The following is a 15433-nucleotide window of genomic DNA, read 5'->3' on the forward strand; positions in this document are numbered from 1 at the left end:
ACAATTTCCCCACATCGAAAGATCACGAAGTGGCAGAATATGATTTCATAGAATAATAAAATAGAAAAAGTTACCGGATATGTTTTTTAATTAACGGATATAATACTTCCGCATAGCGCATAAAGCCCAGATCTGTAAAATGGATACCATCAACAGTAGCCTCACCATCGTGCCCGATAATGTCCTTTGAAGAAAGAAGATAGATATTCTTCTCACCCTTTTTCTTCATTGACTGGAAAATAGCCGCAATCGTTTCATTTTTAGCATTCACTTCCCTTGCAATCTTTTTATCAAAACGGGAATGAGTGAAAATAGGATCTTCTACAAAAAGGATAGGAGTATCGGGATGTTTGCTGCGAACGATAGAGTAGAATTTCTCCGCCCGTTCTTTCATCTGTTCTACTGTGGCATTAGGAAGGAAATCAAGCACGAACATGGAAGCATCAACCGTAGCTATAAGTTCCGCAATCTCCAGATCGAGCAAAGCATTACCGCTAAATCCTAAATTGATACATTCGCGATTGAGCCAACGTTCCAGAATATTTGTATGGGCCATTCCGGGACGGGAAGCACAACCACCCTGTAAAATACTGGTTCCATAGAAAACAACGGGCTTTTCACGTACCGGTAAGCCGACTGCAGGTTGATCAAGCGTCGAAAGGCTATCCACACCAATTGCCAATGAAGTGACCCCGTCATACAAAGAAAGATATAAAAGATATTCCCGTTCTTCAGGATCCATATTCTTCACGATAGTAGCCTCATTTACCTTTCCCTGAGGACGCCCGCTACCGGCAAAAACCCACTTACCATCTTGCAGGCAATAAAGATCCAGACCCTTGATTCCGGTAGGAGTCATGTGGTTCATGCTTCTGTTATCCCTCACTTCCCACTTTGCCCCAATGCATGTAGAGTTGGAACGGAAGCGCAAAGCAAGTCCGGCACTATTGCGTCCTAAATCCCAAAGCGGTTTGCGGGAAACTGATTCCAAAGAAGCCGGAAGGCGTTCGTAACGGGTAAGAGTAGCATCCGTTGCCTTGCCCAACAAGGGGAAAACGGAAGCATCGCGATAAAGAAGTTGGGCCTGAGTGGATGCAGCCAGCAACAATCCCAAAATAAAAACTCTGATTCTCATGATTAGTAGATATTAAGATGATTCAAAGGTACACTGAAAAACTGCATTTATAAACAGTTTTACATCAATTAACAGGTAATAGACCTCCTATTATGGTTCCACAGCTCTTTTGAATGCATTCACACTTATTAACCGTCTGAAGTTTGCTTTATTACGAAATATTCGTAGTTTTGTATCGAATTCATTTTAATACTTTATTTCCATGGAAAAGTTAACTATACAAGAAGAAGAAGCAATGATTTACATTTGGGAACTGGGCAGTTGCTTCGTAAAAGACATTGTTGCCAAATATCCCCAACCGGCACCTCCCTACACTACCGTGGCTTCCATCATTAAAAACCTAGAACGCAAACAGTATGTTACAGCCGCTCGCGTAGGGAATACATACCAGTACACACCTGCCATTCGTGAAAGCGAATACAAGCGTACCTTTATGAGCGGCTTCGTGCGTAACTACTTTGAAAATTCTTATAAGGAAATGGTTTCTTTCTTTGCCAAAGAGCAAAAGATTTCAACTAAAGACCTGAAAGATATAATCGATATGATTGAAAAAAGATAAACATAAAAAAGAATCGCATGAAATACTATTTTTCTTTATTAGCTTGTCTGGTAAGTTTCATTACTCACGCACAGACTACTTACTCCTATAAAGTAGAAGGAGAATTAGCAGATAATTCGTTTAATGGAAAAATATTATACATCATGCGATATGATGATAATCGCTATATTGATAGTACCCGAGTTGAAAATCAGAAGTTTGCATTTGAGGGACAAACTACAACTCCCTCGTTTTGTAGAATTGATGCAGGACGCAATTATGCCAACTTCATTTTGGATGAAGGAACTATAAAAGTCAATCTATATACTCATGTCCCTACGGGTACAAAACTAAATGAAGCTTTCAATAAGACGATAGCTACAGTTGACAGTATCCGGAAAAAAGGATTCGCACATCTGGCAGAAATAAAAAAAGAGAAGCCGAATGTAGAAGACTGGCAACCGGTATGGACAGAATACTATGAGCAGAAAATCCGCCCAACACTCCTTGGATATCTGAAACAACAAATTATATCCAACAAGGATAATGGTGTAGGAGAATATGCCTTCAGAGATTATAGTATGGCATGTAGTACCGATGAAATGGATGCTCTTCAGACAGAAATAGGCAATTGGCTGAATTCTTTAAAAACAGTACAGGCTATAAAAGCACGTTTCGAAGCACTAAAGAGAACCGCAGTAGGCAAACCGTTTGTCGATATAGCCGGTGAAAACACAGAAGGTAAAGAAACACGGTTGTCGGATTTTGTAGGCAAAGGTAACTATGTTCTTGTTGACATGTGGGCAAGCTGGTGTGCTCCATGCCGGGAAGAAATACCCAATTTAGCAGAAATTTACAATACATATAAAGACAAAGGCCTGGTTATATTAGGTATTGCAACCTGGGATAAAAAAGACAGAATCATTAAAGCGATAGGAGATCTGAATATGACATGGCCACAGCTATTGGACACCCAACAAAAAGTAATGGAACTTTATGGTGTCAATGGTATCCCACATATTATTTTATTTGCCCCGGATGGCACTATTGTTGCCCGCAATCTCAGGGGAGATGGAATGAAACAGAAGGTGGCTGAGATTATGAAAGGCGAATAATAATAAAATAGATCAAGATGTTAGCTTATTTTCTAAAAATCAATGTAGCCATTGCGCTATTTTATGCGTTCTACCGGCTATTTTTCTATAAAGACACGTTTTTCACGTGGCGCAGGACCGCTTTGCTCTGTTTCTTTGCCATTTCCGCCGTTTATCCGCTACTGAATATACAGACATGGATCACGGAACAGGAACCTATGGTAGCCATGGCAGATTTATACGCCGACATCGTTTTACCGGAATTTACAATAACACCGGAACAGGCAACTGCCGACTGGAAAAACCTCCTGCTCCAAACGGTCGGTTTTGCTTATTGGGGAATGGTAATTGTATTAGCAATCCGCTTCTTCATACAGTTGGCTGGCATTATCCGGCTGGCTTTCCGTTGCCGGAAAGCAAAGATAGGAAATACGAATGTACATCTGCTCAGACAAGCAAGCGGACCTTTTTCCTTCTTCCACTGGATTTTTATCCATCCGACTTCACATACAGAGGATGAACTAAGCGAAATATTAACCCACGAACAAACTCATGCTAACCAATGGCATTCCATTGATGTACTTGTCAGTGAGATTGTATGTACATTTTGCTGGTTCAATCCTTTTGCCTGGCTCATGAAACGGGAAATTCGCACCAATCTGGAATATCTGGCGGACAACCGTGTACTGGAAACTGGGCATGACTCTAAAGCCTATCAGTATCACCTGTTAGGATTATCACACCATAAGGCTGCAGCAACTATCTATAACAGTTTTAATGTATTACCTTTAAAAAAACGCATCAAAATGATGAACAAAAAGAGAACCCGAGAAATAGGGAGAACTAAATACCTTATGTTTCTCCCCTTGGCAGCCTTACTTATGATTATCAGCAATATCGAAGCCGTGGCCCGTACCACGAAAGAGATAGCAAAAGATGTCATAGAGGCTGTAGAAGAAAATCTGACGTCAGATGCAACGACGCCGGAGATGGAAGTTGCTACTGAAACGGTCCCGCTGAAAACACCGGCACCGCAACAGGAAAAAGACAAGCTCGTGACTTACCAAGGAGTCGTAGTAGATAAAGACGGGAAAGCAGTGGAAGGCGCCGAGTTTTTTGTTGATGCCAGCTACAAACTCCCTAAAGACCAATCGTATCTCACAGGAAAAAATGGTAATTTCTCCTTCAAAGCATTTGAGAATGCCAAAATGGTGGTAATTTGGAAAAAAGATGGGAAAATGATGGGAGTACCCGTCACTGTCAACAAAGAGAATAATTCCAATATGAAGATTGTCATGAACAGAGAATGGCAAAATCCACCAGCTGATGATCCTGATAATCCTGTATTTGAAGTAGTGGAACAAATGCCTGAATTTCCGGATGGTGGAATGTCCGGCTTGATGCAATTCTTATCGAAAAACATCAGATATCCGATAAATGCACAGAAGAGTGGTACGCAAGGACGCGTTACCGTACAATTTATTGTCAACGCAGACGGAAGCATCTCCAACATAGGGATTATCCGCGGAGCAGACCCGGAATTGGACGGTGAAGCGGTACGCGTTATCAGCACAATGCCCAATTGGAAACCTGGTATGCAAAAAGGAAAAGCTGTACGGGTGAAATATACAGTTCCTGTCATGTTCCGCTTATCGGATGATGGCCAAAAAGAGGAGTATAAGCCTATACCTAAAATTGATGAAACCGTTGTTGTTGGATATGCCCCCAAACAAGTCCCTGCAGAGGAAGACCCAGTTTTTGAAGTGGTTGAAAATATGCCTGAATTTCCCGGTGGTATGGGAGGTCTTATGCAATACCTGTCCAAGAATATCAAATACCCGGTAGAAGCACAAAAAGCAGGAACTCAAGGACGAGTGATGATACAGGTTATCATTGATAAGAATGGTAATATTACCAACCCCAAAGTTATCCAGCCTGTAGATCCCTTATTGGATACAGAAGCGATTCGCGTCACCGCAAGTATGCCTAAATGGAAGCCTGGTACACAAAGAGGAATGCCGGTCAATGTTAAATATACATTCCCTATCGTATTCAGATTGCAATAAAACAACCTCCTTTCTACATTAATTCTCTCTCACATAAAGATTATCTGTAATGTCCTACTCCTGATTTTTAACAGCACAATCAGGAGTGGGATGCGGATAACCATTAACGATTCATGCCATGAACAAACTAATTTACATATTTCCTCTCTTACTCATAATCAATACAATCCATGCGCAAGAAGGCAAAAAAGAATATCTACAAAAGGTACTCGCTAATCTTGAAAAAATAGAGTCAGCAAGCTATACAAGTTTTAATGAATCCTGGCAACCTGTTGATACAGTCCCGATATTTACTTATTCTGATTATACCAATGAATATAATAATCCGAATGACAGTACTATTGGAGCTAGTTATGCATCTTTCAAAACGAAAGACATGGATAAAATGACCTTTTGCTATGACGGACACAAAAGAGTACTGGTGTACGATAAGGACAAAGCAATCGTAGAAGATAACTTTACCGCCCGCCCGCTTCCTTTCAGGCCATTGACCGGGCCTTTTTATAACTACACAAAAAACATTATAAAATATGCCCTGCAAACGAAAGATAATATAACCATTGATTTACAGGATAAAGATAACGATTACTTTTTCAGATTAGTTATTGAAGAAGAGACCCAAGTGGAGTTTTTCGGTAAAGCCCATCATATGCCGAAACCGCCATTTTACGTAGAACCGACTTCAATCTACGAGATATGGATACATAAGTCGGACAACTTACCTTATAAAGCACGGAGAGAAATGTCGCATGATATATCAGTCAAGACTATCACATCCGTAGAATTTAATCAATTGTCCATTAATGATTTCAATGTATCTGATTATTACCCCAAGGGGTATACTGTTGAGCCATACAGCTATGGCAACAAAGCAGCCACTTCAGCACCCGAACTTACAGGCAAGCAAGCTCCGGAATGGACTTTAAATGACTCCAATGGCAATCCGGTATCACTTGCCGACTTAAAAAGCAAAGTATTGCTAATCAACTTTACCGGAATAGGCTGCGGCGCCTGTCAGGCCGCTGTTCCTTTCCTGAAAGAATTGAAGGACAAATTCAACAATGAAGATTTTAATCTTATAGCAATTGAGGGATGGAGTCGGAAAGAACATGCCATTCAGGTTTATGCAAATAATAAAAAACTCAATTACACAATTCTAAATGCAAATGATCAGGTAATCAAAGACTATCAAACAGGAAATGCCGCCCCTTTCTTTTTTATATTGGATAAACACCACATCATCAGAAAAGTCATCAGGGGTTATGGCAATGAAAAGACAAACAAGGAAATTATAGATGCTATAACAGAATTATTATAGAAATATATCCAAATAAAAAAACAGTAGAATGAGTCGTCAATACTCAGTCTACTGTTTCTTATATAAATCGTAAAAGATACTTCTTATTTATGCATCTTCACTACTTCTGTCGGCGCCATCTCCACATTCCGCTTATCTACCTGGCGAACCACGCTTGCCGCTAATTGCAGGAAAGCGCGTCCGGTCACGGTATTCTCGTCAAGTGCTACCGGAGTACCCTTATCTCCACTTTCGCAAATGCTTTGTACGATAGGAATTTGCCCCAACAAAGGCACATTCATTTCTTCCGCCAGATTCTTGGCACCTTCCTTTCCAAAAATATAGTATTTATTCTCCGGAAGTTCGGCAGGTGTAAACCAGGCCATATTCTCTACCAAACCGAGAATAGGCACATTCACCTTATCATTGATAAACATATTGATACCTTTGCGGGCATCTGCCAATGCCACAGCCTGCGGTGTGCTGACTACGATAGCTCCTGTCAGCGCCAATGTCTGAACCACTGTCAGGTGGATATCACTCGTTCCGGGAGGAAGGTCGATTAAGAAATAGTCAAGCTCTCCCCAATTCGCATCCCCTATCAGCTGTTTCAAGGCATTACTTGCCATGCCGCCACGCCACAACGTAGCCTGATCAGGATCAACGAAAAAACCAATAGAAAGCAATTTGATACCATACTTCTCAACCGGTACAATCAAGTCACGGCCGTCTACGTGCTCAGCATAAGGACGCGCATCCTCCACCTGAAACATCTTCGGCATGGATGGCCCGAAAATATCGGCATCCAACAAACCAACCCTGTAACCCAACTTCGCCAAAGACACTGCAAGATTAGCAGCTACCGTTGATTTACCTACGCCACCCTTACCGGAAGAAACTCCGATAATATTTTTCACCTGAGACAACAGTTTGCCTGGTTCGGGACGTGCCGCCTGTTTGCTTTCCGTAGTAATGGCTATTTCTACCTCATCAGATACATACGTATGAATAGCCGCTTCCGCCGCCTTTATTACAGATTTCATGAAAGGATCGGTCGGTTTCTCAAATATCAGTGAGAAACTAACTTTCATCCCGTCAATACGTAAATTATCGGCAATCATTTCCGCCTCAACCAGATTCTTTCCGGTACCGGGATATCGCACTGTGGCCAGTGCATCTAAAATTAGTTTAGGATAAAGTGTCATTACTCTTTTTTTATTTTGAAGTTTGCAGCCCACTCCGCTTACTGCGGTTATAACTGCGATACTCATCTAACTCTATTTCCACATCGGGTTCGTGCAGTTCGCCTTCCTTCGGCAGATGGAACTTGATATACTTGATGTTCAATCCACGGTCCAACCATTGTTGCTCGTAATAGGTTTTGATGCTGAGAATTTCATCAGCCATGCCGGAGTGATACAGATCTTCTGTCAGCACATCCACGGGAAGATGATTTTCCTCGATCATGCAACGGGTATAAGTGAACATAAAGTTACTATCTGTCTTGAGATGAACAATACCATCCGGTTTTAGGAATTTACGATAACGTTCCATGAAATAAGTGGAAGTAAGGCGCTTGGTAGCTTTCTTCATTTGCGGATCGGAGAAAGTCAACCAGATTTCACTCACTTCATTTTCTGAGAAAAAGCGGTCGATTATTTCAATGTTCGTACGCAAAAAGGCAACATTCTTCATGCTTGCCTGTAATGACTCGGTAGCACCGGACCACATACGTGAACCTTTAATATCCACTCCGATAAAATTTTTATCAGGAAACAATCGTCCCAGCCCGACGGTATATTCACCACGTCCGCAACCTAATTCCAAAACAATGGGACGGTCATTCCCGAAGAATGACTCGTTCCATTTTCCTTTCATCTCAAAGGGCACGTTATCTACTGCTGAATAAGGATATTCGAACACATGCGGATAACTTGCCATATCGGCAAACTTCGCTAACTTACCTTTACTCATGCGTTATTCCACAATGGTTACCCAGCCATGCGTGTCAGGTTCGTCACCATATTGGATTCCACGCAGCTTGTTGTACAACTTGGTGCAGACAGGTCCCGGTTTACCATCCTTAGCTATCACATAAGAATGTTCATTTTCAGGATCATCTATGCGCTCAATCGGACTAATCACCGCAGCCGTACCACATGCACCGGCTTCCTCGAACGTAGTAAGTTCCTCTTCTGCAATCGGACGACGTTCCACCTTCATTCCCATATCTTCAGCCAACTGCATCAAGCTCTTATTGGTAATGGATGGCAGAATGGAAGTAGACAGAGGAGTAATATAAGTATTATCTTTTATTCCGAAGAAGTTGGCAGCGCCACACTCGTCGATGTACTTCTTCTCCTTAGCATCCAGATAGAATTCTGCAGAATAACCGGCAGCATGAGCTTCCTGACTGGCACGCAAACTGGCTGCATAATTACCACCAACCTTATAAATACCAGTTCCAAGCGGAGCAGCACGGTCATACTTACGTGTAATGACATAAGGAGTAGCAGCAAAGCCACCTTTAAAGTATGGGCCTACCGGAGTAACAAATATCAGGAACATATATTCATTGGAAGGACGTACCCCCACCTGTGCTCCGGTTCCAATCAGCAACGGACGGATATAAAGGGAAGCACCGCTCTCGTAAGGCGGTATAAAGCGTTCGTTCATTTTCACCGCTGTCAGTACAGCTTCTTTGAAACGTTCTGTCGGCAATTCTGCCATCATGATACCACGACACGTAGACTGCAAGCGGGCAGCATTCTCTTCCAAACGGAAAATACGTACCTTACCATCTTTGCCACGGAATGCCTTTAAGCCTTCAAACGCTTCCTGTCCATAATGCAGACAGGTAGCCGCCATGTGCAGATTGATAAGTTCGCTACTGCTGATTTCAAGTTTTCCCCACTCACCTTCGCGGAAATTAATTCTCACATTGTAATCTGTCTTCATGTATCCGAATGACAGATTAGACCAATCTATTTCTTTCATATCTCAAAGTATTAGTAATCTCATTACGTACATTCTGCAACAAATTTAGTCTTTATTCTTCACTTTCCCGCTTCTCCGACAGTAATTTTTCGATTTCCTTGTCAGCTTTGGTCAATTTATCGCTGCAAAACGCAATAATCTCATTCGCTTCCTTTATTTTTTCGGCAAGCGCATCAATTTCCAATTCATTATTGTCTATTTGACGGACAATCTTCTCCAAGCGCTCCATGGCTTGGGAATAGGTTTCTTTTTTCTTTGAAGTAGGCATAGGAGTATTTATGATTTATGAATTACGATTGAGGTTGCTTCGCCCCGGTAAAAACGGGTGAGTATTTCATCATTCTCATTCAGAGAAGCGGCATCTTTTACAGCTTTCCCATCTTTCAGAGTGATGCTATAGCCACGGGCAAGCATCTTTTCGGGTGAAGCATCAGTCAAGCGTTGCTGTAACAGTTCCAGACGATGACGTTGGCGCGAAAGGGAAGACGTAACTGCCTGGGAAATATCTCTCCGGGCAGCCAGCAGAGTCAACTTAGCATCAGAGATACGGCGTACAACGGCAGAGGGAATACGGTTCCTGTATAAATTCAATTTACGATGCTCTTCCGTCAGACGGGAAAGGACGCTTTCGTGTAAACGGCTGGCAAGAACTTCCAACCCATCGGCAGCAAGATCCATACAATCAATAAGATATTCGGCAGCTGCTGTCGGAGTTTTCACACGAGTGTGCGCCACGGAATCAAGCACTGTATCATCTCTTTCATGTCCTATTCCGGTAATTATAGGTAGCGGGAATTGGGCACACGCGGCAGCAAGCAAATACGTATCAAAACCGGAAAGATCGGAAGTAGCTCCACCTCCACGGATGATGACTACGGCATCAAAATCATTCTGACGATTTAAAATAAGATCCAAAGCTGACAATACGGACTCTTCTACACGGTCGCCTTGCATCAAAGCAGGAAATAGCTCCGTATAGAAGAAAAAGCCACGGGGATTATTCTGCAACTGATGGCAGAAATCACCATAACCGGCAGCCGTAGGGGAAGAAATTACGGCAATACGTTGCGGTAAATCGGGCATATCCAACTCTTTATTCAAAGTAAGCACACCTTCTTCTTCCAGTTGCTTCAGTATTTCCCGACGACGACGTGCCATATCTCCTAACGTATAAGTAGGATCGATATCCTGTACGGTCAGACTATAGCCATAAAGCTCGTGAAAGCTGACAATAACCTGAACCAGTACCTTAATACCGGAAACAAAAGCCTGCCCTGTTGCTTCTTCAAAATAAGGTTTCAGCAGCCGATAGACATTCGACCAGATAGTACCCCGCGCCTTTGCAACCAAACCATTGCTACGGGGGTCTTTCTGAATAAATTCCAGATAGCAATGCCCGGTACTGTTCGTTCGCACATCACTCAACTCCGCCTGTACCCAATATTCATCAGGCAGGCATTGTTCAAGACTGCGGCGCACCAAGGCATTAAGTTCCAGTAAAGATAATGCTTCCATATTATTCAGCTACGAGTGACAAGCTACCAGCTACAAGTGACGAACTACGAGTAACAGCTTGTAATCAGTTATTTATTATTTGATTTATAATCATTGTATGCCTTCCACATATCAGGTACTCCATATCCGTAGATATTATCCGGAAAACCGGCACGGTCACCGGATCGGCGCACCAACTCAATCACTTCTTTTGCCGTCAACGTCGGGCAAGCCTGCCACAAACAAGTCACCATACCGCACATGATAGGTGAAGAAAAAGAAGTACCGTTAGCCCGTCCCTGGTTACCATCCGTACGGATCACATCCGATCCAACTCCTACCGCAACCACATCCGGCTTCACACGATGATCCGCTGTATTACCTACGGAAGAAAAAGTAGCCAGTACAGCTCTCTTGTCAATCGCTCCTACCGTCAACACATTATCGGCATCTCCCGGAGGAGTGATCTTTTTCCAGGAACCTGCACCGGAGTTGCCGGCACTGCACACCAGTATCATTCCTTTATCTGCAATATGGGAAGCCTGGCGTGACATCAATGCATGACGTCCATCCAAATCTCGATATTTATAATTCTTCGATTTATCATCAAATGAGTAGTATCCCAAAGATGTATTGATTACATCCACTCCCACACTATCGGCAAATTCAACCGCAGCCGACCAATAATCCTGTTCTACCAGGTGTTCCGAATATTCATCCTCGCTGCGAAGCAACCAGAAAGAAGCTTCGGGAGCCGTACCCGTCATAATATCAGGTCGGTTCATACCGATACAGGACAGTACGCTCATTCCATGGCTGCTTTCTGCAAAGATATCAGCCTGTTGGTTTACAAAATCCTTTGTACCGAGAATACGGATATTCTGCATAGCAGTAATCTTATCCACGTTATGGAAGCCTGCATCGATAACCGCAATCGTCATACCTTGCCCTTTGAAACCCGCTTCGTGTAATTTGTCACCGTTACTCAACTGGATCTGAGTAATAGCACGTCCGTAAATGCTATCCGGATGTATCGTCGGTTGATTTAGTACAGAATCACGTTCCGTTGCCATTGATGGTTTGCCGGCACCGGGAGACATCCAGACCTTCTCCGTTGAAAGCACAAAAGGCAGTGCCGCTATGCGGTCAATCAAAGTCGTATCGTTGCAGGACACCGTTACAAAATTGTTCCATTTTCCGGTCACCACAATATTAACTCCCTGCTTACGAATCTCATCTATATATTTGCGGCAAACCGGGAGATCTGTAGAATCAATGGGAAGATTCTGTTTTTTACGGCGTTCAATTGCCTTTTCGGACAAGAATTTCTCCGGCCGCTTCAACGAATACTCTGTGGCAGCCTTGTCTTTCAGGCTAATGCGATATTTCAATGTATCTTGCTGTGCCGATACCCCTGTTGCAAACACGGCAATAACTAAAAGGAAAAACAATTTTCTCATGCTATTATTTAATTACTTATTTATTTTCTGAAATAACCAACCCGATGCCCCGCTGGGAAGCAATAAACGATCCCCCCACTACCCGCCTTCCAATATAGAATACAGCCGACTGACCGGGTGCAATAGCCGATGCTTCGGACAAGAAATGTACGAACAGCCGCCCGTCTTCCAACCTTTTCACCGTGCAGGGAATCGGTTTGCTGCGATAACGGATACGCACCGCCAAGTCAGGAGCCGAGAAGAATTCCCGCTCATCAATGATATTATCCTGTTCGGCCAGCATATATTCAGTCCGCAATTGTTCGGCATCACCCAGCATCACTGTATTCTTCTGCGGATTTATCTTCAGCACATAAGCCGGTTTACCCAAAGCTATTTCCAGACCTTTCCGCTGTCCGATGGTATAATAGGGAAAACCTTTATGCTCGCCCAACTTCACCCCTTCGGAATTGACAAACCATCCGGAACCGATTTCACGGTCTATTTCAGGAGAATGTTCGCGCAGGAAGTCTCGATAATCACCCTTGATGAAACATACCTCCATGCTCTCCCCTTCTTCCGCCTTCAACGGATAGCCTCTCCCGCGCAGATATTCCCTCACTTGCAACTTCGTATAGGTGCCCAGTGGAAAAATGCAACGCCTCAGCACATCCTGCCCCAGTCTCCAAAGAAAATAAGACTGGTCTTTCTTATCGTCGTCTCCGGCCACTATATATATCTTTCCGTTCTTTTCTTCCAGACGGCTGTAATGTCCGGTAGAGATAAATGCGCAACCTAGTTTGTCCGCCCACTCTGTGAGTATGCGGAATTTAAACGTAGGATTACACATCACGCACGGATTGGGTGTCCGCCCCTGGCAATATTCATCAATAAAGTTCTGCACAATTACTTTGCGAAAAGCCTCACGTTCATCAGCCACATGGTGTTCGATACCCATACTGTCGGCAAGTTGCCGGGCTTCCACAGGTTCGTCTCCCCACACCCACATGGTTAGTCCGATTATCTCATAACCCTGTTCCTTCAACATCAGGCAAGTGGCGGTACTGTCTATACCACCGCTCATACCTACCAATACTCGCTTCTCAGGTTTGTCCATTTTAGGATATTCATTCAATTAGCTTACAAAAATAGATGATTTCGGGGAGAAGAAACAAAAAAGGCATACCTTTTTCACATGACTTCACATCATTCTCTTTGTTTCTCCCTACCTCTCCGTAGCTTTGCAGTTATGAAAAACTTACGAGTTGTACAACTAGAGCAGCTTAAGTTGTACTACTGTAGCATTACAAGTTGTACAACTCGTAAGTTCCCCGTAGTAACCAAAAACAAGAATAGTAGTAAGTTCACAACTTAATAGTAGTAACATGTCAATTCCATACTTAGTAAGACAAAAAACAAACCTGCTAAATAAGGCAAAAAGCGGACTATGGTATGCCGTCATCCGTAAATTACAACGCCGTGGCGGAGTAAATGAAAAAGAACTGGGAGAACTGGTGGCCATGCGCGGAGGTTTTAACCGCGGAGTGGTAGAGGGAGTGCTGACCGCCGTCAGCGAAGTTATAGAAACGGAACTCAGCAAAGGACAATCGGTCACTATACGGGGATTCGGTACCTTTCAGACTGCCTTGACCAGCAAAGGATTCGAGCATCCGGGCCAGGTGACTCCCGGAGAGGTCAGCGTATCGAAGGTCTATTTCATGGCAGACCGCAATCTGCTCAGACGCCTCAAGAAGGTAGACTGCTATCGCATACCCTTGAGCTATTACCTCCCCAAAGAACTACTGACACCTGAAATTCTGGAAGAAGAAAAAGGATTGAAAGAGGAAGGGCAAATATAACAAAATCCCCCTCGCAAGCGCATCACAAGCCTGAGGAGTACTTCATAACACCTCTTTCTTCAGAAAGTCCGACAAATGCAGATGCTGTATGCCTTGCACATCTCCTCCACGATTAAACTCATCCAAACTGACAACATACTTTGGATAATTATCCGGTATATTCATCAGATTGCCAAACTCCCGCTCCCGGGTTTTGTCATCTACCATCAAATAAACAACTTGCACATATACTCGCTTACCTTGTTTCACCCCAACAAAGTCTATCTCTTTTTGGGCATTATCACCCACATACACATCATATTGCAAGGAGCTGATATGGAGATAAACAGCATTTTCCAGTAATTTCTGTATGTCCCGCTGCAGATTGAAACCCAGATGGCAATTCCGCAAACCTAAATCTTCAAAGAAATATTTGTCACCAATCTCAAACTTCCTCAATCCAGTGACATCAATCCTACCTATTTTATTAATCAAATAAGCACTGCTCAGAGCTTTCAGGTAATTAATAACCTGAGGAGTAGATATATCCACCCTTTGTGACTTCAAATACTTACTAATATTATTTGCAGAAAAAAGACTTCCTACATTATCAGCCGTATACAATGCCAATGTCTCCAGAAAGTCTACATTGCGGATTCCCTCACGCTTCACTACGTCTTTCAACAATATGGTAGAATAAATATTCCGAAGATACTCAAATGCCAGTTCATCCGTCAGTTGCAAACGAGATAAGTAAGGGAGCCCGCCATAAGTGAGATATAACATCAAACTTTGGTTGTTATCTTCCAATTGATGAAATTCTAAAAACTCTGGATAATTCAAACTGTGTACATGAAACTCCACATATCGTCCTGAAAGATAAGTAGACAACTCTCCTGAAAGCATTTTAGCATTGCTACCGGTAATATAAATATCGCAGCTATCTCTTGCCTGCAAGCTACGCAATACATGTTCAAAACCATCAATATCCTGCACTTCATCAATAAAGAGATAGTTATCCACACCTTCCTGAAACTTATCGCGCAGATATTCAAACAAATCCGTATCATTCCGAATGCCCCTGAATTCTTCGTATTCCATATTGATATAGAGAATGTTTGCCTGGGGATTCTCTTTAAGAATATCAATTTGAAGCTGTTTTAAAATGCAACTCTTCCCTACCCGCCGTTGTCCGGTCAGCACTTTGATGATGCCCTTCCCAATAAAAGGACGTATTCTATTTGTATACAAAGGACGGTTTATCAGCTTCATTCTTTTATAATTTATGATTAATAAACAATGCAAATATAGCAATTTTATTAAGTATAAATTATAAACCCTATAAAAAGATGCGACATTTATTAAGTGCCAATATCAGTTGGGGTACCTGCAAATTCTCCTACGCATCCTCAAACAGGAACACTTCGTACAGATTACGCGGAATTTCACGGAATAAGCAAAAAAATCCGTGAAATTCCGCGTCTGAGTATCAACGCCTCGGCTGTTTTCCGGTCGCCTACCGGGACTGTTCTTTA

14 protein-coding genes are annotated in these 15433 nt (G+C 42.7%); 5 read left to right on the forward strand and 9 right to left on the reverse strand.

Going from position 1 to position 15433, the window contains the following annotated elements:
• Positions 1 to 70 precede the first annotated feature (70 nt).
• Positions 71 to 1135, reverse strand: a complete 1065-nt coding sequence (locus BN161_RS19370; RefSeq protein WP_044269467.1) for an SGNH/GDSL hydrolase family protein — start codon at positions 1133 to 1135, stop codon at positions 71 to 73.
• A 202-nt stretch (positions 1136 to 1337) separates the two neighbouring features.
• Between BN161_RS19370 and BN161_RS19375 the strand changes: the two genes are divergently transcribed.
• The 4 genes from BN161_RS19375 (at position 1338) to BN161_RS19390 (ending at position 6151) form a co-directional block, all read left to right on the forward strand.
• Entirely contained in the window at positions 1338 to 1694 is a 357-nt protein-coding gene (locus tag BN161_RS19375) for a BlaI/MecI/CopY family transcriptional regulator (protein WP_007210515.1), read from the forward strand.
• Positions 1695 to 1711: 17 nt separating this feature from the next.
• Entirely contained in the window at positions 1712 to 2788 is a 1077-nt protein-coding gene (locus BN161_RS19380; protein WP_044269468.1) for a TlpA disulfide reductase family protein, read from the forward strand.
• Between the two features lie 17 nt (positions 2789 to 2805).
• A complete protein-coding gene (locus tag BN161_RS19385; RefSeq protein ID WP_044269469.1) occupies positions 2806 to 4833 on the forward strand; it encodes a M56 family metallopeptidase in 2028 nt (675 codons plus the stop codon).
• Positions 4834 to 4951: 118 nt separating this feature from the next.
• Positions 4952 to 6151, forward strand: a complete 1200-nt coding sequence (locus tag BN161_RS19390; protein WP_044269471.1) for a peroxiredoxin family protein — start codon at positions 4952 to 4954, stop codon at positions 6149 to 6151.
• Between the two features lie 83 nt (positions 6152 to 6234).
• Here BN161_RS19390 and BN161_RS19395 read toward each other — a convergent pair whose 3' ends face one another.
• The 7 genes from BN161_RS19395 to mnmA all read right to left on the reverse strand — a co-directional run bounded on the left by BN161_RS19395 (position 6235) and on the right by mnmA (position 13177).
• Positions 6235 to 7335, reverse strand: coding sequence for an Mrp/NBP35 family ATP-binding protein (locus BN161_RS19395; RefSeq protein WP_044269472.1), 1101 nt, complete (start codon positions 7333 to 7335; stop codon positions 6235 to 6237).
• 10 nt (positions 7336 to 7345) lie between these two features.
• On the reverse strand, positions 7346 to 8104 hold the full coding sequence (gene trmB, locus BN161_RS29545; RefSeq protein WP_044269473.1) for a tRNA (guanosine(46)-N7)-methyltransferase TrmB: 759 nt from the start codon (positions 8102 to 8104) through the stop codon (positions 7346 to 7348).
• A gap of 3 nt (positions 8105 to 8107) precedes the next feature.
• Complete coding sequence (locus BN161_RS29550) at positions 8108 to 9127, reverse strand: branched-chain amino acid aminotransferase (protein WP_044269475.1); 1020 nt, start codon at positions 9125 to 9127, stop codon at positions 8108 to 8110.
• Between the two features lie 52 nt (positions 9128 to 9179).
• The gene (xseB, locus tag BN161_RS19410) at positions 9180 to 9395 is read right to left on the reverse strand and encodes an exodeoxyribonuclease VII small subunit (protein WP_044269476.1); all 216 of its coding nucleotides are present in this window, start codon (positions 9393 to 9395) and stop codon (positions 9180 to 9182) included.
• 8 nt (positions 9396 to 9403) lie between these two features.
• Positions 9404 to 10642 (reverse strand): exodeoxyribonuclease VII large subunit, encoded by a 1239-nt coding sequence (gene xseA, locus BN161_RS19415; RefSeq protein WP_044269478.1) that lies wholly within the window; start codon positions 10640 to 10642, stop codon positions 9404 to 9406.
• A gap of 68 nt (positions 10643 to 10710) precedes the next feature.
• Positions 10711 to 12081, reverse strand: a complete 1371-nt coding sequence (locus BN161_RS19420; protein ID WP_044269479.1) for a S8 family peptidase — start codon at positions 12079 to 12081, stop codon at positions 10711 to 10713.
• Between the two features lie 16 nt (positions 12082 to 12097).
• A complete protein-coding gene (mnmA, locus tag BN161_RS19425; RefSeq protein WP_044269480.1) occupies positions 12098 to 13177 on the reverse strand; it encodes a tRNA 2-thiouridine(34) synthase MnmA in 1080 nt (359 codons plus the stop codon).
• Positions 13178 to 13445: 268 nt separating this feature from the next.
• On the opposite strand from mnmA, the gene BN161_RS19430 reads away from it, so the two are divergent.
• Positions 13446 to 13919: an HU family DNA-binding protein gene (locus BN161_RS19430; RefSeq protein WP_044269481.1), complete on the forward strand. Its 474-nt coding sequence runs from the start codon at positions 13446 to 13448 to the stop codon at positions 13917 to 13919.
• 42 nt (positions 13920 to 13961) lie between these two features.
• Here BN161_RS19430 and BN161_RS19435 read toward each other — a convergent pair whose 3' ends face one another.
• Positions 13962 to 15170, reverse strand: coding sequence for an ATP-binding protein (locus BN161_RS19435; protein WP_044269483.1), 1209 nt, complete (start codon positions 15168 to 15170; stop codon positions 13962 to 13964).
• Between the last annotated feature and the right edge of the window lie 263 nt (positions 15171 to 15433).

It is taken from the genome of Bacteroides timonensis (genome assembly GCF_000513195.1).
Lineage (GTDB): Bacteria > Bacteroidota > Bacteroidia > Bacteroidales > Bacteroidaceae > Bacteroides > Bacteroides timonensis.

Coding starts and splice junctions, on each gene's coding strand:
- BN161_RS19370 (WP_044269467.1), bottom strand. CDS start 1,135: ATGAGAATCAGAGTTTTTATTTTGGGATTGTTGCTGGCTGCATCCACT.
- trmB (WP_044269473.1), bottom strand. CDS start 8,104: ATGAGTAAAGGTAAGTTAGCGAAGTTTGCCGATATGGCAAGTTATCCG.
- BN161_RS19430 (WP_044269481.1), top strand. CDS start 13,446: ATGTCAATTCCATACTTAGTAAGACAAAAAACAAACCTGCTAAATAAG.
- mnmA (WP_044269480.1), bottom strand. CDS start 13,177: ATGGACAAACCTGAGAAGCGAGTATTGGTAGGTATGAGCGGTGGTATA.
- xseB (WP_044269476.1), bottom strand. CDS start 9,395: ATGCCTACTTCAAAGAAAAAAGAAACCTATTCCCAAGCCATGGAGCGC.
- BN161_RS19435 (WP_044269483.1), bottom strand. CDS start 15,170: ATGAAGCTGATAAACCGTCCTTTGTATACAAATAGAATACGTCCTTTT.
- BN161_RS29550 (WP_044269475.1), bottom strand. CDS start 9,127: ATGAAAGAAATAGATTGGTCTAATCTGTCATTCGGATACATGAAGACA.
- xseA (WP_044269478.1), bottom strand. CDS start 10,642: ATGGAAGCATTATCTTTACTGGAACTTAATGCCTTGGTGCGCCGCAGT.
- BN161_RS19375 (WP_007210515.1), top strand. CDS start 1,338: ATGGAAAAGTTAACTATACAAGAAGAAGAAGCAATGATTTACATTTGG.
- BN161_RS19385 (WP_044269469.1), top strand. CDS start 2,806: ATGTTAGCTTATTTTCTAAAAATCAATGTAGCCATTGCGCTATTTTAT.
- BN161_RS19390 (WP_044269471.1), top strand. CDS start 4,952: ATGAACAAACTAATTTACATATTTCCTCTCTTACTCATAATCAATACA.
- BN161_RS19395 (WP_044269472.1), bottom strand. CDS start 7,335: ATGACACTTTATCCTAAACTAATTTTAGATGCACTGGCCACAGTGCGA.
- BN161_RS19380 (WP_044269468.1), top strand. CDS start 1,712: ATGAAATACTATTTTTCTTTATTAGCTTGTCTGGTAAGTTTCATTACT.
- BN161_RS19420 (WP_044269479.1), bottom strand. CDS start 12,081: ATGAGAAAATTGTTTTTCCTTTTAGTTATTGCCGTGTTTGCAACAGGG.